Below are 23,509 nucleotides of genomic sequence, written 5' to 3' on the forward strand. Positions count from 1 at the left end.
CCCCAAACGTTATGTGTGTAAATAAATAATTGCTAACTTGTCTTTATTATATCGAGTGATAAGCCAACATTCAATGATTCACGATGATTATTTGTGAAAAACATGGTTTTTGGTCTCGTTTTCGCTCACTTTCGTTCGTTCAATGTCGTAACGCTTTGAACGGAGTGTGCCATTTGAATTTTTAAGCTCGCGAAAACGGTTTCTAACAGCTTCTCAAAATCGAACGTGCTAAAATGGGGCTAACCTATTTTACAAGGAGGAACTTTGCGATGACTGAACGAATTCTCGCGTTACAGCCCCTAACGGCTGACCACCTGGCCACCTTACGCGCGGCCGGAATTGACGTCGTCTCGGCAACAGATTATCAACCCGGTGGCGCACCCATCACTATTTTATATGGGTGGCAAAAGGACCTCGGGCCCCAAGTGATCAAAGACCCAAACAACCAAGTCCACTGGCTCCAAACTCACAGTGCGGGGGTCGACTACTTGCCCCTTGATTTGATTGCTGACCAACACATCAAATTGACCAATTCCCGGGGCGTCTTTTCCGACGCCATCGCCGAAACGACCATCGGTTACCTCCTGTATTTCTTACGGGGCTTCGATATCGCCCTCGAGAATCAGGCCGGCCACTTCTGGTCGCAACCCAAACGCGCTTCGTTGCCCACCCTCAGTGACCAAACCGTGGTCATCTACGGGACCGGTAGTATCGGTCAAGCAATCGCCAAGTTATTGAACGTCTTCGGCACCACGGTTCTGGGGGTTAATCGCTCGGGACACCCGGTCACTGGGTTTAAACAAACGGCTAGTCTAACTGATGATGCTCAGGTCCTAGCCAACGCTGACATCGTCATCAACGACATGCCCGCCACGGACGAAACTAACGACTACTTCAACGCGGACTTCTTCAACCGACTCGACGGCTTACACGTCTTCGTCAACGTTGGCCGGGGCAAGGCGGTCGACCTTAATGCTTTACGCGCCGCACTGAATGCCCACCAGGTAATCAATGCCGCTCTTGATGTGGTAGAAGAGGAACCTCTCCCCAAAGACGACCCTTTGTGGGACTTCCCGAACGTCTTATTGACCCCCCACCAAAGTGGGTTTGCCGCTAATAATCTTGATTTGACCTTCAAGATTTTCCACGAGAACCTGACTAGCTACCTCAAGGACGGCTCCTTAACGGTTAACGTCACGGATCCACGGCAAGGCTATTAACTCCATCGCAGTGATGTTTCACTTTTAAGAATTTGGCTAAATAATGGACGCTTCAAGACCTTAGTTTTCTTGGAGCGCCCATTTTCTTTCTGCCAGAATTAGATTGCGGCCGCATCGCAGATTCTACGTCTTATGTGATCGTTTTAATTGTTTCTAGGCAGCATTTCTGGCATAATACATGGTGTTCACCAGGATAAGTTTATAGGAGGTATTACAATGGCTAAAGTTGACGACAAAGTTGATAGTACCAAGGATAAAGTAAGCGGCAAAGCTAAAGAAGCTGAGGGCAAAGCTACGAACGACAAGCCTCGTGAAGTTGAAGGTAAAGCCCAGAACATGTTAGGCAAAGCTAAGGATAAGATTTCTGAAGCTAAGGAAAACATCAAAGACGCTGCTGATGACTGGCAGAAGGAACACTCTGACAATAAAGACGAGAAAAAAGAGTAATTGGAACCGATTGACTAACGAGAAGCCCTGGGGCACCTGACCAGGACTTCTTTTTGATTGGCATTCCTAACACCGGCTATGGTATAGTAGCCCCATGTCACTACCGAGACCAAAGGAGTATTAACCATGTCGAAACCAAATCAGCCGAGCGGTGCAGAACGCGCTGCCCTCCGGCGTAAAAAATTACAAAAAAAGGTCGGCCAGGACGTCTGGGAACGCTACGCTGAAAGCGTCAAAAAAGGGCTTCTGACCCAAGCGGAAGCGGAAGCAGCCATGAAGGTCGTCCGCCACAAGGAAGTCACCCAAGCTAACCGGGCGCGCAAAGCCAACGGTCCGCGCCCCAAAAGCAACCGGCAACGCCGCAAGGAACACGCCGAAAAACTGGCGGCCCAAGACTGGGCTAGTCGCCGCCACACGAATGGTCACCGCGCTCGGCGTCGAATCGACTACGATGATCCGGCGACTTACCAGTTAAACGCTAACCGGCGGTCCCACCGTTAAAAACCAAATATCACAAAATTGGTCCCAGAAACCGTAAATGGTTTCCAGGACCAATTTTTTAACTCAACGTTTCTAACTTGTACAGACTCAGATTGAGTCAGCACTCATCGTCACAGCGTTATTCCCAATCGTAGTTCGTTGGGTCTTGCAGTCCACGCCCAGTCGCCTTGTCCAACATAATGCGTTGTTCAAAGTGAGCGACGTTGCGCTTCGTTTGCTTGACCATGTCAGGGTTGACAGAAACATAGTCAATCCCACATTGGATCAAGAAGTTCGTGAAGTCTGGGTACTCGGATGGGGCTTGGCCACAAATCGAAACGGTCCGGCCATCTTTGTGGGCTGCCTTGATCAAGTGCTTAATAGCCCGCTTAACGGCTAAGTTCCGTTCGTCGAAGAGCCGTGCAACCGTATCGTTGTTCCGGTCGCAACCCAGAATCAACATGGCTAAGTCGTTGGACCCGATGGAGTAGCCATCAACGAATTCATTGAACTGATCAGCTAAGATGATGTTCGATGGAATTTCAGCCATCATGTAGATCTTGAAGTCATCGCTCCGAACCAGCCCTTCGTTAGCCATGATTGTCGTAACTTTCCGAGCTTCGTCAACGGTTCTGACGAATGGGATCATGACGTTCAAGTTCGTCAGGCCAAATTCGTTCCGCACTTTCTTAACCGCACCTAATTCTAGTTTGAAGGCTTCAATGTACTTCGGATCGTAGTACCGTGAAGCACCCCGCCAGCCTAACAGGTCCGCCGGTTCGTGTGGTTCGTACTTGTCACCACCCTTTAAGTTCCGGTATTCACTGGACTTAAAGTCGGAGAGCCGCAGAACGACTGGCCGTGGCGCCATGGCCCGGGCAACTTTGGAAATCCCGTCAGCCAACATGTTAACGACTTTTTCAGGGTGTCCTTGTTCGATTAAGTACAGTGGGTGTTCGTGGATAAACGTGGTCCACAAGAACTCTTCACGCATCAGACCAATCCCATCGGCTGGTAAGGTCGAGTACTTGTCAGCTAAGTCCGGGTCACCTAAGTTCATCATGACTCGAGTTGCCGTTGGGGCAAAGGTTTCTGCAGCCACGACTTGACCGCCGCCAGCTGCTTGTGCGGTGTCGTTCTTCTTGAAGAGGCTGGCAACCTTACCTTTGTAAACAATCCCGTTGGTGGCATCAACGGTAATCACGTCACCGGTCTTAAAAACATCGGTCGCCGCAACCTTCTTACTCTTAGTCCCAACGATACATGGAATCTGCATTTCCCGCGAAACGATAGCCGCGTGGCAGGTCATCCCACCATTATTCGTCACGATGGCGGCCGCCTTCTTCATGGCTGGAACCCAGTCAGGCGAGGTCATTAAGGTAACTAAGATTTCGCCCTTCTTGAATTGGTCAATGTCATCTGGACTGTCGATTACGTGGACAACCCCACTGGCTAAACCAGGACTAGCGGATAACCCACGGACAGCAATTTCTGCATCTGATTCTTCAACCACGTTCTCATCTCCCGAAGCGTCTTGATCTTGCTTTTGCTTCTTTCTCTGAGACCAAACGGTTTCTGGCCGTGCTTGAACGATCCACAGCTTGTTCGTATTAACGTCCAAGGCATATTCCATGTCCATGTAGCAACCGTAGTGGCGTTCAATTTCCTTAGCGTAACCCGCTAATTCAATCACTTGGTCATCGGTTAAGGCTTGCTTCTCTTGCAAGTCTTCCGGAACATCTTGTTCTTCGGTCCCACCGTCGTCATTACGAACCAGTTCAACCGTTTGCTTAACCACGCTACGTTCCGCAATCTTCATCGATTGTTTGTCGATGACGAAGTGGTTTGGCGTGACCTTCCCTAAGACGATGTATTCACCAAGACCCCGAATAGCATCGATCACGATCTTCGAGCCATCGCCATTAGCGACGTTAACGGAGAACATAATCCCAGAAGCCTTGGAGAAGACCATCATTTGAACGGCTGCGGATAAAGCAACCTTTTCGTGTGGGAAGTGTTGCTTGTGCCGGTAGTAAGTTGCCCGGTCAGTAAATAGTGATGAGTAGCATTGTTGAACCCGGTTAACGACATCCGCTGCACCACGGATGTTTAAGTAGGATTCCTGTTGACCGGCAAATGAAGCGTTCGGTAAATCTTCCGCCGTAGCTGAAGACCGAATCGCAACGAATGGATTGTCTTGGCCCACCTTGGTAGCCAAGTCGGCATAGCCCTGCTTGATCTCTTCTGCCAAATCATCCGGCATCTTTGCCGAAACGATCAGGTTCCGAATCTTTTCACAGGTCGCGTGCAATTCATCTGAATCTTCGTAATCCTTGATGCCTTCTAGCAATGCGTTGACCTTATCGTTGACCCCGGTCACGTTCATAAAGTACCGGTAAGCCCGTGCGGTCGTCGCAAACCCATAAGGGACTGGAACATTCATGGATGAAGTCATTTCACCCAGTGAGGAAGATTTACCCCCCACTAAGTTCACGTCCTTACGATGTAACTCATCAAACCACAAAACATTGGCTGTATCTCGACTGGTCGTTGCAGTACCTTGACCCGTCGTCACATTTGTAGTATCTCGACTTGTCATCATAGTGCCTCCTTGCGCTTACTTTAGGTATATTTGGCTCCACCAGCGTTGAATGGAACCGCTTACATCTTACAGCTTTTATTATAATTCATTTGTGAGCAAAGTGTTAGTCCTTTCTGAAATTTTTTGCTTTCAGAACGATTTTCACCCACTAATTAAAAGGGACCCAGTCTAAGCAATCACGCCGCTTAGCGGCTCTTTTTGATGCCCAAAATAAATTAATTAAAAAGTATTTTCCAGCGCCCATTAGGTTCACAATCCGGACCAGTTAAGAAAGTGGTCCTCACCATTAATCCCCTGTTTGTCGGTATTTTTAAGAATTTCTAGGAATATTCCGAATTAGCGCAAAAAACGTTTTCTCCCCATAGATTATGCGCAATGATAATCTGAGAGAAAACGTTTTGAGCTGTTTTTGTAAGCAACCGTTTGTCTTCAAACTTGCCCGCAAAATTGGTAGCGACAGCTCGGCTTACAATTTGTTAAACTATACACAATGTCGGTAAAATCAAACTTTATTGGTCCCGTTTATGGGTGATTCCCAGAGCCCCCGCCAAGTAGCGCTAAAATTGTGAGCCCCCACCAAGCCGTGGTCGGTTTTTGATTGGTTTGGGGCAAGACCGTCGCTTTTACGGTTGCGGGCTGATCTGCTTGATTTCCCGTACCTTGCTTAGTGGTAGTCCCGGAAAGTGCGTGTTTTATTGTTGCTGGAATGGGTGCCGTCGATGCGGTTGCTTGGTACCGGACCGTAACATCCCTTACCGTTATGGGCGTAAGACTAATTTAGCATCCCTATTTACCCGGAATAGTGAGCAAGGATTATCCTGATGAGCTTTGGAAATGTATTCTCCTGATGTTTCTTTAGCCTGCTTACCATTCTTTTTGGTACTTCCAAATGGATTATGGTTTCTTATTCGATGGTAATTATCATTACCTTTGATTGCTTTGGCATTCGTGATCACCCAAAACGCAACTAACATGAAAAAAGCCCGGGCAAAATGCCCAGGCTTTCGCTAACGTTTCTTATTGATTGGGTATGCTGGGCATGACCCCCACTTCTTTGTAAATGCCTACATATCAGTGATTGCAATGGTTTTAACGCTTAGTAAATAATGATTGGCTTACCATTTGGTTTGCTTTACAAAAAAGCACCGTTTCCGGTGGCTTCATACTTGCGCGGAGTAGTGACTGTTAACCATATTGGTTAGCAGTTTTTAATTTATTCTACCTATGCTTCTAACAAATCATGTGTTATTCTGACGTAAATACAAGAATGGTCAGGAACCCATAACTATGCTAGTACAAGGGCAAAACGAATTGCAAAATTTACGGTTGAACAACTTGCCAGTTTAATACCAGGAAGCGGAATAAAGGCTGCCGTCGGTATATTATGATGTTTCTGAACTATTAAAAACACAACGAGCAGATATTTTTCCAACCTACAACATTCGTTTAATTTCGGCAACGGCGCCTCGTGGAAATCGTGCAATAATTGGACAAGAGTCCATAGTTAAGTATTACTCTAACAGCAAACGCACCAAACTAATTAAAATCATCCATCATACTTCTTGGGTAGGATCGAAGGGATCAATTCTATGAGGTTTGAAAATATATTTTCTTTGTGTTTTTTTGGCTTTCTCATTATTCTTTATGCATTTAATACACCAAAATGGATCATGATTACTTATTTGGTTGTTGGAATAATTATCTTTTGTTTTTTTACGATCCGTGATCACAAAAAAAGAGAGAATAACATAAAAAAGTGAATCCCAGGATTGGATTTATTCCAATTTTGGGGGTTCACTTCACTTTTCCCTGCTTACCAGTCTTTTTGGTCCTTCCAAGTGGATTATGATTCCTGATTGGGTGCTTGCCATCATTACCTCTAAGTTGCTTTGGCATTCGTAATCACCAAAACCGCAATTGACATAAAAAAAGCCCGGGCAAAATACCCAGGCTTTCACTAACGTTTCTTATTGATTGGGTATACTGGGATCGAACCAGTAAATTACGGATTCAGAGTCCGGTGCCTTACCATTTGGCGAATACCCAAAAATACGTGGTGTTGTCGCGAAACAACTATTTAATAGTACCGTGTTTGCGAATTAGTGTCAACCGATTTTTGAAAAAATATTCACGCTGTTCGATATTATTAACTCCTAAAAGTCTCGCCCAATTCCAGATTTTGGGTCAATAGAAACGCAAAGGGGCCGGCAAAATCGCACGATTTTACCGGCCCCTTTGTTAGATTTAAATGGTTAACTTCTCGCTATTGCAGGACTTTGAAAGTGGCCAGCAACGACTTGTCCGCCGTTGCCTTCACAAAGACCGGAATCTGATTTAACGGCGTCTTCACCGTTAAAGTCGTACCACCTGGCGTCGTTTCCCCAGAATAGACGTTAATCCAGTCACTCCCTTGCGGCAAGTAAACCTCTCGTTGGTGTTCATCTTGGTACAGGATAGGCGCAACTAAGAGCTGGTCGCCAAACATATACTGGTCCTCAACCGACCAGGCTTGGGCATCCCCGTCGAAATCATAGAATAGCGGCCGAATGACCGGGGTCCCCTTTTCGTGCGCAGCCTGCATCTGTCGCTTAATGTACGGCTTCAGATTTTGCCGTAATTGCATATAGGACTGCATAATTTGGTAAACCTCTTCGCCGTACGCCCAAGGTTCCGTGGGGGCTCCCGTTGGCATCTTTCCCCCGCCAGTGGTGCCTAACGGCTTTTCATGGGGTTCGCGGTCCCCGTGCATCCGCATGACTGGGCAGAAGGTCGCGAATTCAAACCAACGGGTCACGAGTTGCCGGAAAGTTGGGTCGTTATCGTCACCACCCGTGAAGCCGCCAATATCGGTCGTCCACCACGGGATTCCCGCAATCCCCATGTTCAGGCCAATGCATAATTGGTTCCGTAAGGCTTGGAAGCTAGAGTCAATATCACCAGACCAAACCAGCGCCCCGTAGCGTTGACTCCCAGCCCAGGCACTCCGAACCAAGTTGATCACGTTTTTCTCGCCAGTGGCCGTCATCCCGTCAAAGACCGCCTTCGAATACCCAACTGGATATCGGTTACCAACTTGTAAGACACTGCCGTCGTGATACCGATAATTATCGTAATCATAGACCGAGTATTCCGGTTCGGCTTCATCTAACCAGAACAAGTCCACGCCTTGGTCGTAATAATTCTTTTTCAGGAGCTTCCAGAGATACTTTTGAGCTTGCGGGTTAGTAAAATCTACGAACCCATTGTTCCCCAGGAAGTTCATCGTAATCGGAACTCCCCGTTCAGTTTGAACCAGGTAACCTTTATCACGCATCTCTTGGTAGTGTGAACTGGTCTCGTCCACCGTCGGCCATACTGAGACCATCAATTTGATGCCCATTTCGTGTAACTCATCAATCATTTGTTTTGGATTTGGCCAGTAAACGGGATCGAACTTGTACTCCCCGGACTTTGGCCAGTGGAAGAAATCGATGACGATAACACTAATTGGCAACTTCCGCCGCTTGAACTCACGGGCAGCGGCCAAGACCTCATCTTGCGATTGATAACGGAGTTTGCATTGCCAATAACCCATGGCGTAATCCGGCATCATCGGTACCGTCCCGACAACGCTCGCGTACTGTTCCTCAATGGCGTGCGGGGTCTCGCCCGCCGTGATCCAGAAGTCCAATTCCTTAGTTGCACGGGCGTGCCATTCTGTTAGGTTCTTCGCAAACGTGACATCTCCGATTGCCGGATTATTCCACAAAAAGCCGTAACCTTTACTAGAAATATAAAACGGAACGGTGGCCTGGGAGTTACGCAGCGCCAACTCCAATTTGGAATTTTTCAGGTTCAAAAAGTCTTGTTGGTACTGCCCCATCCCAAAGATTTTTTCTTGGCGGTCAGATTCAAAGCGAACCTTCAACCCAAAGTCGCCGCCCGGATTACCCTTAAATTCATGCCAATCCAGGTCCAACGCACTGTTGAAATGCGCCATCTTAAGGGCGTCTTTCCCCGGATTCATTTCGTTCACCCGGGTACGCTGATAGCCTTGCAACAACTGCTTATCTTGTTGATTATAAAAAGCCAAATTTCCATAAACGTCCAAGCGGGCCGTAATCTGACCATTCGTAATCTGCCCCGACTGGCCTTTTTCATCGACCTGAGGCGTCACTGACGCTGCTTTAACGGGCATCGTTAACGCATTTTTCCGGCCCGTAAATTCGGGATAACGCGTACTTCGAACCCGAAAACTATTCGTACCCCACGGCCGAATTTCCATGGTCTCGCCATCAGACTGTTGGTATAAGTAACCATCTTTTTGATAAATCATCAGCTAATTCCTCCTAAATTAAGATTTTGCAGCCGAATTTTGCTCATGAATCGTGTTGAGCTTAGCCGTAATATCGTCCTGCATCCGTTCATAACGCCCATAAAAGATCAGGGGAATGATGGCAATGGCGAACACCAGAATCGTGAGCCCGTTAAAGGATAACGAGATTCCTAGTAAACTGTGGGCACTCTGTTGCTGATTCGCGACGTACCCAAACAGTCCCATCAGCCAAGCTGGTAAGGCACCCCCGATTCCACTGCCAATCTTGATGCAGAATGAACTGCCAATCGCAGTCAATAGTCCCGCAGCGTTGATGCCGGACTTGTATTCCCCGTAATCAACGGCCGAGCCTAACAGCGCAAATGGGAGCGAAACCGCAATTCCACTACCCAAGTTGCCAACAACCCAACCGGCAATCAAGATTGCCAACGAGTGGCCACCAGACCAGATGATACCTTGACCAATGATGGCCAGGATTAAGCCGGAAATCCAAATGGCTTGTTGGGAAAACTTTTTGCTGAGAACTGGGACCAACAAAACTGCCACGACCTGAACGAACGAAATTCCGTTGACCAGGGGAACTAAGTTTTTATTCCCAAAGTTATAGGTCAAGTAGTAAACAATCGTCGAAGACCGCACCGTCAAGGCGACCCAGAAGACTAAATTACTGATTACAATGATAATCCACGGCCAGTTTCCTTTGATGGCCTTGACACTCTTCTTTAAGGAGACTTTGGTTTGGACGGGTTTGACCCGTTCCTTGATATTCAGAAAAGCCATAATGGTCAGGACCCAGAACAAGGTCGCAAAAATCGCCATGGTCCACCGAAACCCGATGACATCGTTGCCGCCACCTAACAAGGCCACTAGAGGTAAAGTCAACACGTTAGTGGCCAAAACCCCTAAGTTCGACCCAGCCATCCGAATCGAATTCAATGTAATTCGTTCCTGAGAATCCGGCGTCAATAATGGCAGAACCGTGGTTAATGGCGTATTGATTCCCGTATAAGAAATCCCCGTGATAATATAAGTAATCGCACAGTACATAATCCGTTGATGCATCGGGATTTGGGGCGCCCAGAACGTCAAAACGCCCATTACGGCGAAAGGTGTCGCCATCCACAAGAAGTACGGCCGCGCCTTTCCGAAGCGAGTGTGCGTCACATCAATGATGGCGCCCCAAATCGGCGCATCGATTCCATCAAAGACCCGCGCAATTAACAAGATGACCCCCGCAGTCGCCACCGGAATGCCAGCAACGTCCGTAAAGAAGTACAATAAATACGCGGTAATCACGTTAAAAATCAACTGGCCTGAAAAATCTAGTGATGCATAGCTAAATCGCTCTCGCCAACTTAGTTTCATCGTTATTGCCTTAACTTTGCTCAATGTTATCCACCTCACTGCTTCATCAAAAGCAAAACAAGTTGTCGTGATTAATCACAGGTATTGGTAAGCGCTTACGGTTATTATTGTAAAAGGTATTTTCTTTAAATATAATGGAGTAAATAACAGAAAAAGTGAACAAAGCAAACTTCTGTCGTAAGGAGAGATTCTTAATGCAACCAGATATCATCTCGTTTGATCTCCGTCAGTTACCTTTCTTTTACGTTTGTGGCACCTTCGAAGCCACCAGTCCTTGGCACCATAAACACATGTATCAACCCGGAAATTGGGAAATTATTTTTCTAATCAAGGGCACCATTTATTGCCGGCTTGAAGAGACGCCCTACACCATCCACGCGGGGGAATACTTCCTTGTCCCCCCATTTACGAACTTCTACGGGACTAAAGCGTCCCCCATCGGAACGCAGTATTTATGGTTTCACTTCTTCCCGCAAGGTAACGTCACCATCAACGACCCCCAGGCTGACAAAAGCTACACCACGGCGTCCATCCCCCGGCAGGCTTCCTTTTTGCACATCAACCACGTCCTCACGATGGCCTATCAAATTTTAGACTTGAACAAACTTTTCAAGGGCTACATTTTGGATATTTCAATTTCAGAATTACTGTTCCTGGTCGCTCAAGATTATTGTGACCACCTGCACCATAAAAACTTTCCTCAAAGCGAACGCAGTGTCAACAGTGTAAAATCGTGGATCAACGCGCACTTAAACGAGATTGAAACGTCAAAACAAATCGCCGACGAGTTCAACTTCAACGTGATTTATTTGAACCGTCTCTTTAAACGCTATTTTCATCAATCATTTTACCAATACGTCATCGGCCAAAAAATCGAACGGGCCAAGCAGCTCCTGATTTCGACTGACGCCCCTGTCTACGATATTGCGGGGGAAGCCTACTTCAACGATCCCAAAAACTTCACCCGCACGTTTAAAAAACGCACGGGTATCACCCCGAGTCGCTACCGCAAGACCTTCAGCCGGAAAAATATCCGGACTCCCAGTTACGACCCCGTCATGCCCGTTTCCGACCGAATCATGGACCAACTCCTAAAGACGGGCCACCATCCCTCTAAGACTCCCTAACCTTACTCCGTGATTAATGGCAGGTTATGATTAAGGAATATTCATAAAAGGTATATCACGTGAGACGTTGAAGTTGACGGTTTTCGCTGTAATTTTTAACTGATATCCTACGCTTCCCAGTTAAACCATCCGTAGCACAACTTCCTTGTCAAATAACTATCATGACCCAATGGTGGAATTTTTATACAATTAGTGTTGACAAGAAACCCCAATAAGTGTAAATTTAATATTGCTAGTTACCGTTATTGCCCATTGGTCAAACTGGTTTAAGACGTCGCCCTCTCAAGGCGGAGCTACGGGTTCGAGCCCCGTATGGGCTATCAGATAGGCGCTAAACGTTGTCAATTCAACGTTTAGCGCCTTTTTTGTCTCTTCATCTTCCGATATGCTGACCGTTGCTAAAACCACCAAAAATGGTAACCGGCTGGGTCGCCGATTACCATGATTAAACGTAGGTTATTCTCTTTTTAATCTTGCCGGCGCCACCAAAGTAACCCGACAAGCACTAAACTTAAGCCGCCACTAATTACGGCCCACGGCGCTGTCCGTTCGTTAGCTTGCGGCAGCTGGGCGTCCTGTTTCGCCGCTCGTTGGGTCGTAGCGGCTGCCCCACCTGTTGAGGTAAACGGCTGACGCCCCGTGATGGGGGTCCCCACCGCGTTTTTAGTGCTGGCGGCATCATGATCTGCCGTAAAGGCCGTTAAGCCCGCACCTTGACCACCGGCCGACTCTAAGATTTGTTGCGGCGTCACTGCCGGTCCCACGCCAGTTGGACCAGTCACCTGGTCGGGGTCCTTGCCCGTCTCCGGTGGGGTCGTCGGTGGCGTCACACTACTTCCTTCGTCGCTAGCGCGATACGTGACCGTCGTGGTGTAGTTTCCACTGGTTGGCGTCACCCCGGTGATGGCAGCGACCACCAATTGATCCGCGGTATATCCCGCCAGAACAGGCGAGGTTTTAGCTGGAAAACTGGTCTCGCCGGCTGCGGCGAACCAGTTGCCCCAAGTCGTCGTGCCCGTGACCAAATCGCGTTGTCCGTTCCGGGTAAACGTGAGTTGGGTCTGGTAGTCTGGTGCCGCCGTGGTCCCATCCGCATACCGGTAATGAATAGTCTGGGTGACCTGCTTACTGTCGCTCAACGTAGTCATCCCGTGTTTCAACCACACAGTAAACGCCTGGTCCGCCTTACTAAAGGTCGCTCCTGCACTGGGATAATCATCGCTCACCAGTTCATAGCCTTGCGCTAGATACGCTTGAATCGCCGTTTGAGTGCGGTAGTCGCTGGTTTCTCCCACGCTACCACTCAGCGTCTCCGTCTCTAAAATCTTGTCCGTCGTGTCGTCACGGTAGGTTACCGTGACTTGGCCCTCGGCGGCTTTGACCGGTTGATAGACCAAAGTCCCGGCCGCTAACCACAAGCTGTCTAATGGCTGGCCATTTACGCCCGTATCGTATTTAAATCGACCAGTATCTCCATAGCTAAATTGGCCATACTTAATCTGACCATCGATAACTTTGGGATTCACTAATTTATAAGTGACGAGTTGGGTCGGATCGTCCGGAATAATGGGTTCCGCCACGGTCAATACGCCGTTTTCACTCCCGTCATCCTGGTAGTAGCGAACCCGGTACTGGAACGATTCGCCTAGAATTCCCGTGATTGGCGACGGCACTTCAATCGTACTTCCCGGCTCAAAGGCTATTGGTGTTTTTACCTGTTGATACTGGTTAAAGCCACTAACCTGTCCCGAGTTGGTCATCGATTGTAACCCGCCTACCGGTGAGAAATCCGTAATGTTGTTCCCCGCAAACCCAATCATGTGGGTATTGGGGAAGTCGTTACTCAAGACCCCGAGGACGAACGGTGCTAACCGAGCGAACTGTTCATTGGTCATCCCGGTAAAATTCGGAGTATCCGATTTAGGACTGGAAAATTCGGCGTTCTGGATGCCGTCTAATTTCACCTGGGTAATTTTGTCTAACTGGGTCAAACTAACGGCGCCCCAGTAATAACTGTAAAGGTTCAACTCTTCCAAACTGAGATCCCGTAACGGTGCGAAGTCAATCTGTGCCATATCGGCTTGGGTCGACCCTAAATAAAGGGTCACCTTAACTGCCACATTGCTGGGTAAATCTTTTAAGATATCCAGCCCCGCTAGACTGTTCACGACCGTATCGTCCTTAGCCTTGAGCGTCAAGTAATTCTGAAAACTCGACTTTTTGTAATTTTGAATAAACGTTTTAGTTAAAGGTTCATCATCTTCCAGCCCCATCGCTTGGCGAACCAGTTGGCGCAACGTCGAATCCGTCAATTGGTCGCTCAGATCTGCTTCGGTATCGTCGGCCGTCGTGGTCGCGGCTTTGGTCCCGGCCTGTTTAGCCGCTGCGGCTGACGTTGACGTAGCGATTGCTGTGGATTGCTTCGCCGCCGCTGACGGGGACGTTACCGTTTTCGTCTTAGTAAGCGTTAACATTTCAGTGCTAACCGTGGCCTTTTTTGAGCAGCAACGGTTACTTTTTCGTCAGCGTCGCGATGGTTTGCAGTCGTTAGTGTCACTGGCTTGGCGTTACTAGCTGCGACCAGTTCCTCATCAGCCGTAGTCGAACTAGTCGGTTCTCCCCCCGTGGCCGCGGTATTAGTTGCTGTCTTAGCCTCAGTCGCTTCTGGAACTGTAGTGGCTTGGTCGGTAACTGAACCAGTCACCGTTTTTCCCGTTAACGTGACCTGAGTGTCATTTGTGGCAGCGGTCGTCGCCGTTGGGGCGGCCGATTCCGTAGAGGTGCTTGGCGTGGTATCCGCCTGCACAGTGGTCGTTCCCCAGGTCACCATCCCGACTAGAACTAAAGTGGTGACGCTGGACGTCCACCACCAATTGGGAGTTAAAGACAAGGTGCTTGGCGTAGGTTGTTTATGGCGTGTCATGGTATTCTCCTCCGTTGCATTTTCCATGTGAGTGGGTTAAATCTGCCGCGTAACGCGAGCCAACGGCTACTCCACCGTCAATTCAGCGGGCCAGTCGTGTCTCAGCTAAATTCTCCGCCCTCACATCCGATTATACATTATAATTAATATATTGGCCATTTTCAACAAGTTTTACAAACCGAGGCGTTAATTAGTTTATCAAAAATATTAACTAACTTTTCCTTAATATATGGGAAACATAGCCTTTTTTCACCAGTTAGCCTTGTCCCGTTTCCTAACAGAGGTTTTGGGCGTCTCACTATGGCCTTTGACCAGTTTATATTTTCTGGGCAACGTCATTTAATTATCCCCAAAGCTTCAATCCACCACGCTGCCAGCACAAAAAAGACCCAGGATCACTTTCCCAGGTCTTCATAACATCATTTAATTTATACTTACAGCCGGGCGTTTAACTTCTTGCCCAAATCTTCGTAACCTGGCTTGCCCAGAAGTGCAAACATGTTGGTCTTGTAAGCTTCTACACCCGGTTGGTTAAACGGATTGATGCCGTTCAAGTAACCAGAAATAGCGATAGCCACTTCGAAGAAGTAGATCAAGTAACCCAACGTGTATTCCGTTTGGTCCGGGATATGCACGCTCATGTTCGGGACGCCACCATCGGTGTGGGCTAACGTGACCCCTTCAAAGGCCTTGGTGTTGGCGAAGCCCATAGTCCGGCCTTCCAAGTAACCTAACCCGTCCAGGTCGTCGTCTTCCTTAGGAATATCGACGTCATGTTCTGGCTTGTCGACCATGACCACGGTCTCCATCAACTTCCGTTGGCCTTCTTGAATGTACTGACCAAACGAGTGGAGGTCGGTACTGAAGTTGGCGGAAGATGGGTAGATGCCCTTGCCGTCTTTTCCTTCGGATTCACCGGTCAATTGCTTCCACCATTCGGCGAAGGCAGCTAAACGGGGTTCGTAGTTTTCCAATAATTCAACCGTGTAGCCCTTGCGGTATAAGATGTTCCGCAAAGCAGCGTATTGGTAAGCTTCGTTCTTGGTCAAATCTGGGTTGGTGTAGGTATCTTCAGCGTCGGCTGCCCCCTTCATCAACTGGTCGATGTCTGCGCCAGAAGCGGCGATTGGCAGTAAGCCAACCGGGCAAAGCACGGAGTACCGGCCACCCACGCCATCGGGGATAATGAAGGATTCGTAACCCGCTGCGTCGGCTTCGGTCTTCAACGCCCCGTGCGCCTTGTCGGTCGTGGCGTAGATACGCTTATTGGCTTCAGCTTCCCCATACTTCTTGATCAACAAGTTCTTGAAGATCCGGAAGGCAATAGAAGGTTCCGTCGTGGTCCCTGATTTCGAGATGATGTTAACGGAGAAGTCCCGGTCGCCTAACAAATGAACCAAATCGTGCACGTAATCGGCACTGATAGAGTTTCCGACGAAGAAGACTTGCGGGCCCTTGCGTTGATCAGCTGGTAAGGTGTTGAAGAAGGTGTCGTGTAAGAAGTCCACGGCCATCTTAGCGCCCAAATACGACCCGCCAATTCCAATCACGATTAAAACTTCGGAGTCGGAACGAATCTTCTTGGCGGCCGCCTTGATTCGGGCGAACTCGTCCTTGTCGTAATCATGGGGTAAAGTTAACCAATCCCGAAAGTCGCTTCCGGCACCGGTTCCTTGCCGCAATTCAGTATCCGCAGCGGTGACCATAGCTTGAATTTCTCCAAGCTCATTATCATTGACAAATGGTGCAAGTTTAGAACTATCAAAGGCGATATGTGCCATATTCAGATGACCTCACTTTATATTTGTATTACCTAGTCCATTATAACGCTCATGCCGAAAAAGTAAATGGTATAGTCCACATATTTTAGATAAATTTAAACGCGAAAAAAGGCCGACAACGCCCGTCATCAGCCCGTTTTACATTATTTCATCAAGCCGAGGGTAACCCCACCAGCAATGACCAATAGCGAGCCAATTACCGTGTAGACCATTTCTCGATTTGTCTTCTGTTCTCCCAGGAACCAGATGCTTCCAAAAGTGGAAATCACAATCCCACATTGGGCTAACGAGTAACTAATCGCCAGTCCCAAAGCTGGAATCGCCATGAACATGAAGAAGTTTCCGATGCCCCAGACCAATCCGGTCAGAACGTTCTTGGCGGTAGCCACGTGCCAAACCTTGTGCCGATTTTGCGGCGACATGATGATGAATAAGCACGCCCCTAAAATCATCCCTAACGATTGCGGGAACAGGATTAATTTGGAATCCAAACCGGAGAACTTCACGATGACCGTGTACAGCACGTAACCTATCGTGGAGATGACCAGCGCCGTTGCCCCGCGGCCAGCCGCCAGTGGTTTGCTCGAGATGCTGTGGCGTTTGTCGCGTAAGGACGTCATCGCCGCCCCGATGATCAGAATGATAACGGCTAGCGTCCCCAGTAGGACCGTCCCGGTCGTTTTCCACTCATGAAACAAGACGACACCGGCCAACGCTGTACCGGCTAACTGCATTCCCGTCGAAATCGGTACCGTGCGCGAGATCCCGATAAATTTCATCGACTGAAATTGTTCGAATTGACCGACTGCCCAGCATAATCCGGACGCCACCCCGACGCCCATTGCCAGCCCAGAAAGTTGCACGTGAAAGTAAACCAGTGAAAAGAGTCCAAACAAGACGGCCCCCGCCGTCATCCCTAGCGTCTGCTGATACGACGAGCCACCCAGTTTGCCACTGATCAGCCCGATACTGCCCCAGCAAATCGCTGGAATCAGTGCTAATAAAATGCCCATGTAAATTCCTACTTTCGTTTCATTTATGTCGAAATTATTGAAAGCGATCCTTTCAGTTTAATGTTAAGTTTAAGCGTTTCCGCCAGAATTGTAAACCATAATTAGCCATAAAAAACGCGAAGGGACAGTGGTCTAACTGTCCTTTCGCGTTTAGTCGCTTAATTTTCAGCTGCTTTCATTAATTAACTGATAGTTGGATGCCCTTCAAAACTTCGCTCTGCCGGTCAGCATCGTTGGTCATGAAATCCGCTGGTGAGTGGAACGTGTTGGAAACACTTACATGACCGGTATAATTTTCCGTGGCAGTGGCCACGGCGGTCCGCAAGCGTTTCAACGAGTAGCTCGGTGTGGTCGTGGTGATCAAGACCTGAGAGTCTGCGTGGGTCACCTGCAACGCCTGTAAAATCAAGGCTTCTAAGTCTTGGTTCAAATCAAAGTGGTGCTTCTTGCCCCGGATGAACGCCGGTGGGTTGATGAAGACTGTGTCGAAAGTCAATCCGTGTTTGATGGCGTAGTCCAAGTAGTTGGTTACGTCCATGGTCCGCATCTCAACGGCGGCCTGGTCCAGATTATTGGCCGCCAGTTGGGCTTGCACTGCCGTGGTTGCCCGGTTAGTCGGGTCGACCGTGACGGCTTCCACCGCCCCGCCGACCATCGCCGCAGCCACGACCCCGGTCTCCGCACTGTAGAGGTTCAAGACCCGCTGTTGTTGACTGTTCTTGACGGCCCAGGCCCGCACGTCACGGAATTCTAAGGCCAGTTGGGACCGGGCCACACTCAAGTCGACCGGATAACTAACACCGTTCTCGGTGACTGCGATGGGGGCCTTCGGCAAATCGCCGGTCACCACCTGGACAGTCGTTTGGTCGGTTGAGACGGACAAAATGGTCACGTCCGTGCCGAAAATCTTCTGGAAACCGGCGTAAATCAAACGAGATTGGCGTTTCAACGCTTGGTTTTGCCAGCGAAAGACGTACCGGTCACCGTACGCGTCCACGATCAAGCCCCCCAGGCCATCGCCCACATCATTGAACAAGCGGTAAGCGCCCGTTTGGGGTAGGGCCATCCGCTTGGCTTGGGCGGCCCGGAACTTGCTGGCGAAGAAGCGTTCGTCGATAGCTTCACTTTCTCGTAAGCTCAAAATATACCCGGCCCCACGATGTTGCTTGGCAAAGTAAGCCGTAGCCACAAAATGGCCGTGGTTTTCCAGTTGAATCCAGGCCCCATCATCAAAGTCCTGGCGGTTTTCTAAATCGGTTAACGCGATCACGGGATAGCCATCCTCGAACTTACGGACGGACTTCCCGGTAATTTGTATACGTTTCAAAGTTTTCCTCCTCAAAATGGTTCTTCCTATTGTAACATGTCGGTCCTAATCCGTCTTGGCCCGGTCGACATTCGTCTGGTGCTGGTCCGGGAAGATGACGGTGAAAGTGGTCCCGACCCCCTCTTTACTAGTGACGCTGATCTTACCATGATGGAGCTGTACGAGCTGGTGCACGATTGATAGCCCCAAGCCAGACTCCCCGTACTTGGTGTTCTTCCGGGATGGATCGGCTTTATAGTAACGTTCCCAGATGTTTTTGACCTGCTCGTCACTCATCCCCATCCCCGTATCGGCGATGCGAATGATGGTCTCCTCATACCCGCGTTGGGCCGAAATCGTGATGTGTCCATCCTGAGTGAACTGGATGGCATTCTGGGTAATGTTGAACATGATCTGGACGAAACGGTCGTAATCGGCGTAGACCTGAACTTCTGTTGGCACTTCAAGCTCTAAAGTATCGCCAGAATCGTCTGCTTTTTGCTTCAACTGCTCGGCAATGTTGTGCAGGGCGTCAACTGCGTTAAACTCGTGCAGGTTCAGCGTAATCTGGTTCGAGCGAATCTTCTCGTAGTCCAGGTTTTCGTTGACTAGTCGAATCAAGCGACTGGTCTCACTACGCATCAAATCAATACTTTCTTCCTTACTTTCTTCTGGAATGGCGTCGTAGGCTAGGCCTTCCAATAGGCCGTTGATCGTGGTCAGTGGCGTCCGCATCTCGTGGGAGGCGTTGGCCATGAATTCTCGCCGCCGTTGTTCTTGGCGTTGAATCTCCTCGCGTGATGCCTTCAGTGAGTGCGTCATGCCGTTAAAGTCGTTGATCAAATCATCAATCTCATCGCGGTTACGACTGGTCATTTGCACATCGTAATCCCCTTGCGAAACCTGGTTAGTCGCTACCCGCAACCGGTTGATTCGATTGGTGTAGTACCGGGCCAGAATATAACTGGCCACAATGGCGACCAGGATGGACACCAGTAACGCCCGAATCAAGTTGTGATTAATCTGGTTGATATTGGTATTGATATCGGAAACAAAGGCCCCCATCACCACTACTGCAACCAGTTTATGATTATAAAAGTAAGGTTTCATGACCTCGGTCATGGCCGGGGAGATTCGCCCTTTCTTATTACGGACCCGCCGGTCAACCACCTTGTGGATAATTTTATTTTTCTGGAGTTTTTGCCAATCCTTTTTATTGATAGATTGTTGATACAGATTAGCGGGGAACACGATTTTATTAGTCGAACTATAAATCGTGACACTCATCGCCTGGTTCTGGAGCAAGCGCTCGCTATTTTCAAGGGCCGTGGTGTCAAAGTTGACCGACTTGTCGTCGTTCGAACTGATTCGTAACGACTGTTCAATCAAGCTGTTCGAATACTTCTCTAGCGAATTCCAAGTGTTGCTGTAAACCATGTGGCGGGTCATTTGGGTATACGACACCCCCAATAAGACCAAAATAATCGTGATTGCCGCAAAGAATCCCAGCATTTGTTGATACATTAACTTCATTATTCGGCTCCACTATCGTCAAATTTATAACCCACACCCCAGACCGTTTGGATAATTTGGGGACCTACCTTTTCAATTTTTTGCCGGAGTTTTTTGATGTGGGCGTCCACCGTCCGTTCATCACCGTAGTATTCGTAATCCCAGACCAGTTGTAAGAGCTGTTCACGGGAGAAGACCTGCCGTGGCTTTTGGGCCAACGTTTTTAACAGATCAAACTCTTTGGGCGTTAAATCCTCAATCTGCCGGTCGTTTAAATACGCCTCACGCGTCTTGGTATTCAGCTTAAAGTGTTCGGTGACCACGTCAAACAACTCGGTATCATCCAACGGAGCTGCTTCCTTTTGCGAAGCGGGTCCCAATTCAGCCCGCCGATGCAGGGCCTTGATGCGGGCAATCAACGTGATGGGACTGAACGGCTTGGTGACGTAATCGTCCGCCCCCATCTCTAATCCCAAGACTTGGTCGCTCTCCGAGTCTCTGGCCGTCAACATAATAATTGGCACCGTGGGTGATAACTTCCGGATCTCGGCGCTTACCTGCATTCCGTCCATCCCGGGTAGATTCAAGTCCAGCGTGACCATGTCCCAATCGTGGGGACTGGCTGAAAACATTTCCAGAGCTTCGTTCCCATCGTAGGCAAACTGAGCATCCCATTTTTCTTTTTTAAAAAACATCGACATCATCTGTGAGACAGAATGATTGTCTTCGATCATTAATAACTTCATATGCGACCTCCAAAAAGATGACCCTATTTGGCGCCGGCTAAAAGTTGGTGGGTCATACAGGTCCGAACTTAACAGATGAATCAGACCGCGCCATGATAGAATCATGAAGTTTTTGTTACTTTTAGCGGCTGCCAGAGCGTTGTGGTTCCGTAGTTCCTTATTATACCCTGATTTTATTATAAAAATAGTCTAAGCTTCCCGCAATCACGTTGCATGAGGGATTCTTAGACTGCCTTAATTTTAACGAAAAAAATTAGATTAGGGTACTAATTAGTTCACTCTTTTTGCCGCTGTGACAAAACAACCAGTGCTTAACTAGGTTACGTAGCTACCACTGTTTCCCTATCTTAGGCGAATGATTTTGCAGGGCCTACATAATATGGTACACTATATTAGTATCATTTTGGGGCCGTTCTGGATTCGACTGGTATAGGTCGAGCCTTGGTTGCACTCCGTAGCGGCATCTACGTTAAAAGGTCCAGTTCATTATAACTGCAAAAAATAATAACAATTCTTACGCTTTAGCTGCTTAATAGGCGCTTAACGTAGATCCTCCTAGTCTTACCCGCGGGCTAGATCTGGGTCTTAAATTTAACGGGTTACGCTAATTGGCTTCCACCTGGAGCTGGTTAGAAGAGACTAATCAGGTTAGCTCAACATGTTGGCCCTGACAGGCGGCAGGTTGTTGGGTGAAAACTTAAGTAGTCTGCCTATGAGTGTAGAGGCTAGGGTGGCGATATGCTAGGACGCGGGTTCGATCCCCGCCGGCTCCATTGATTATAGTTTGCGGGATGAAATAAGCCCTTGAAACGCCGGTATCAAGGCGTTTTTATTTTTGCCTAAATTTAGACTTACATATTAATTGATTACTACCTTAATATTGCTTGACACTTGTTAAGTCTATATCGCCAAGGACGCTGATCCCATCATAGAACCTAAATGAGGCGCAATCCACGATGGTGGATTGCGCCTCATTTACTAAATTTAACTGGCTTAGTCAGCCTTAAGCTGTTGCTTGGCCAACGCTAAAATCTCCGGCTTCAACCCGATACGTTCGGCCAGCCACATGGCCTCACTGGCCCCGACCTGATTCAACAGTAACCGGTATTCCGGCTGCAACGTTTGCCGGTTAAAGGCCATCGACCCAATCACAAAGTGGGGTTGCGCAACCGCGTAATTCTTAATGCCGGTGTAGTGGGTGGTCACCACTAATTTAGCCCCCTGATCGACCAGGTACTGGATGATGGCAATTCCCAGTGCCGTCCCCTCTTCTGGGTCGGTCCCGCTGCCGATTTCATCCAAAAGAATCAGGGCATTGGGCCGTAAGTCATTAGTAATGCCCACCAGTGTCGTCATTTCCCCCGAAAAGGTACTTAGCTGCGCCGCCATATTTTGTTGGTCCCCGATGTCGATGGCAATCTGGTTAAAGACGGCTAAATTGGTCCCTTCGTCGGCTGGAATCTCTAAACCTAACTTAATCATCATCGAAAAAAGCGCGATAGTTTTCAGGACCACGGTCTTCCCGCCGGAGTTGGCTCCGGTAATCATCAGACTTTGATCGGCGGAAAGCGTCACGTTCAAGGGCACCGCGTTTTCGCCCAACAATGGGTGCCGACCATTCACGATGCGGATGGTTTGTCCCCCGTTGAGTTTCGGTAAAATCGCGTGGTGTTCCAAGGCGTATTGACCCTTGGCAAAGATTTGGTCGAGCTGACTCAGCAGGTCGATCTGTTTGTTGAGGTCTTCCCAGTGATCCTCAACGTCCCCCGTCATGGTCGCCAATATCTGGTAAACTTCGGCGTCCTCGGAAGCGAGCGTGGCCGCTAATTCCAACCCCGTTTTGGCCACCGTACTGGGTTCGAAATAGACCGTGGACCCCGTCGCCGACTGGCCCATGACGGTTCCCTTAAAGCGATGCTTGTAGGTCGCCTTGAGTTGGACACAGTAGTGCTGGTCACGACGAATCAATTGTTTTCCCTGTAGTTCGTGAGAGTGTTTACCCACGAACTGGCTTAACTGTTGTTGAATCTGACGGGACTGCTTATCCTTGTCCTTGCGCAGTTGGGCCAGTTCCGGCGTTGCATCGTCACGAATCCCGTTGCGATCCAACACGTCATCCAGCCGGTCGCGCAGCCCGTTCAACGGCGGTTGCTTAGCCAAAAAGGCCATCAATTGCGGAATGTCTGTCGCATGTTGGCGCAAAACGGTCCCCAACCGTCGCCAATTGACCAGCGTGGCCTGGACAGCCTTCAACTGATCTACTGTTAGTAACCGTCCCTGGTCCAACTTGGCGCGAATCACCGTAATCTGGTCCAAGTTGAAGAACGTCAATAAGACATCCTGGCTCAGGAGCTCGTGGGCTTCATGGGTCAGGGCTAAGTTTTGCCGGACCTGGGCCAACGCCGTAGACACGGGCGTCTTTTTCAGCGAGTCAGCCGCGTAATCACTATGGGTCAGATCGGCTACTGCCGCTAAAATCGTATCTAATTGTAACGTTTCTTGAATTGTTTTAACCATATGTTCTCCTTCATGCCAGTTCAACCGTGGTCCCCCAATTCCCGGTTTGATCATTGTCCCCACGGGCTTAAGTTGGCCCGTGGGCAGTCAGTTGTGCCGGTCGTCACCCCGACGACTCGAATAATTTCAGAGTAGCACGTTCTAAGAACGGGTTC

The 23,509-nt window shown here is 48.8% G+C and carries 15 protein-coding genes, 2 tRNA genes and 1 other RNA gene; 6 read left to right on the forward strand and 12 right to left on the reverse strand.

All coding sequences use genetic code 11. The annotated features are described in order from the left end of the window. Positions 1-269 precede the first annotated feature (269 nt). The 3 genes from DXH47_RS00115 (at position 270) to DXH47_RS00125 (ending at position 2,168) form a co-directional block, all read left to right on the forward strand. Complete coding sequence (locus tag DXH47_RS00115; RefSeq protein WP_129031072.1) at positions 270-1,220, forward strand: NAD(P)-dependent oxidoreductase; 951 nt, start codon at positions 270-272, stop codon at positions 1,218-1,220. Between the two features lie 216 nt (positions 1,221-1,436). Continuing rightward, the gene (locus DXH47_RS00120) at positions 1,437-1,667 is read left to right on the forward strand and encodes a CsbD family protein (RefSeq protein WP_129031073.1); all 231 of its coding nucleotides are present in this window, start codon (positions 1,437-1,439) and stop codon (positions 1,665-1,667) included. Between the two features lie 126 nt (positions 1,668-1,793). Beyond that, entirely contained in the window at positions 1,794-2,168 is a 375-nt protein-coding gene (locus tag DXH47_RS00125; protein ID WP_129031074.1) for a hypothetical protein, read from the forward strand. 118 nt (positions 2,169-2,286) lie between these two features. Here DXH47_RS00125 and ppsA read toward each other — a convergent pair whose 3' ends face one another. The 4 genes from ppsA to DXH47_RS00145 form a co-directional block, all read right to left on the reverse strand. Further along, positions 2,287-4,746 carry a phosphoenolpyruvate synthase gene (ppsA, locus tag DXH47_RS00130; RefSeq protein WP_129031075.1) on the reverse strand — a complete coding sequence of 820 codons (2,460 nt, stop codon included), beginning with the start codon at positions 4,744-4,746 and terminating at the stop codon, positions 2,287-2,289. A gap of 1,977 nt (positions 4,747-6,723) precedes the next feature. Then, positions 6,724-6,795, reverse strand: a tRNA-Gln gene (locus DXH47_RS00135). Positions 6,796-7,012: 217 nt separating this feature from the next. Further along, entirely contained in the window at positions 7,013-9,064 is a 2,052-nt protein-coding gene (locus DXH47_RS00140) for a glycoside hydrolase family 31 protein (RefSeq protein WP_129031076.1), read from the reverse strand. An 18-nt stretch (positions 9,065-9,082) separates the two neighbouring features. Further along, entirely contained in the window at positions 9,083-10,429 is a 1,347-nt protein-coding gene (locus DXH47_RS00145) for an MFS transporter (protein ID WP_129031077.1), read from the reverse strand. 194 nt (positions 10,430-10,623) lie between these two features. Here DXH47_RS00145 and DXH47_RS00150 point away from each other — a divergent pair, with 194 nt between their 5' ends. Next, entirely contained in the window at positions 10,624-11,556 is a 933-nt protein-coding gene (locus tag DXH47_RS00150) for a helix-turn-helix domain-containing protein (protein WP_129031078.1), read from the forward strand. A 247-nt stretch (positions 11,557-11,803) separates the two neighbouring features. Then, positions 11,804-11,876: transfer RNA gene (locus DXH47_RS00155), tRNA-Glu, on the forward strand. Between the two features lie 147 nt (positions 11,877-12,023). Here DXH47_RS00155 and DXH47_RS00160 read toward each other — a convergent pair. The 7 genes from DXH47_RS00160 to DXH47_RS00190 form a co-directional block, all read right to left on the reverse strand. Then, a complete protein-coding gene (locus DXH47_RS00160; protein WP_129031079.1) occupies positions 12,024-14,030 on the reverse strand; it encodes a mucin-binding protein in 2,007 nt (668 codons plus the stop codon). Beyond that, a complete protein-coding gene (locus DXH47_RS00165) occupies positions 14,024-14,479 on the reverse strand; it encodes a hypothetical protein (protein WP_129031080.1) in 456 nt (151 codons plus the stop codon). Before DXH47_RS00165 ends, DXH47_RS00160 begins: the two co-directional genes overlap by 7 nt. 434 nt (positions 14,480-14,913) lie before the next feature. Further along, on the reverse strand, positions 14,914-16,260 hold the full coding sequence (locus DXH47_RS00170; RefSeq protein WP_129031081.1) for a glucose-6-phosphate isomerase: 1,347 nt from the start codon (positions 16,258-16,260) through the stop codon (positions 14,914-14,916). Positions 16,261-16,403: 143 nt separating this feature from the next. After that, positions 16,404-17,273: a GRP family sugar transporter gene (locus DXH47_RS00175; protein ID WP_129031082.1), complete on the reverse strand. Its 870-nt coding sequence runs from the start codon at positions 17,271-17,273 to the stop codon at positions 16,404-16,406. 178 nt (positions 17,274-17,451) lie between these two features. Then, the gene (locus tag DXH47_RS00180; RefSeq protein ID WP_129031083.1) at positions 17,452-18,600 is read right to left on the reverse strand and encodes a class I SAM-dependent methyltransferase; all 1,149 of its coding nucleotides are present in this window, start codon (positions 18,598-18,600) and stop codon (positions 17,452-17,454) included. Positions 18,601-18,645: 45 nt separating this feature from the next. Continuing rightward, entirely contained in the window at positions 18,646-20,112 is a 1,467-nt protein-coding gene (locus tag DXH47_RS00185) for a sensor histidine kinase (RefSeq protein WP_129031084.1), read from the reverse strand. After that, entirely contained in the window at positions 20,112-20,837 is a 726-nt protein-coding gene (locus tag DXH47_RS00190; protein WP_129031085.1) for a response regulator transcription factor, read from the reverse strand. The genes DXH47_RS00185 and DXH47_RS00190 overlap by 1 nt, the downstream gene beginning before the upstream one ends. A gap of 405 nt (positions 20,838-21,242) precedes the next feature. Here DXH47_RS00190 and ssrA point away from each other — a divergent pair. Further along, positions 21,243-21,613: a transfer-messenger RNA gene (ssrA, locus tag DXH47_RS00195) on the forward strand. Between the two features lie 217 nt (positions 21,614-21,830). Here the strand turns inward: ssrA and DXH47_RS00200 are convergent. Further along, a complete protein-coding gene (locus DXH47_RS00200; protein ID WP_170954910.1) occupies positions 21,831-23,354 on the reverse strand; it encodes an endonuclease MutS2 in 1,524 nt (507 codons plus the stop codon). Positions 23,355-23,509 lie beyond the last annotated feature (155 nt).

It is taken from the genome of Levilactobacillus suantsaii (assembly GCF_004115745.1).
GTDB classification, from domain to species: Bacteria; Bacillota; Bacilli; order Lactobacillales; family Lactobacillaceae; genus Levilactobacillus; species Levilactobacillus suantsaii.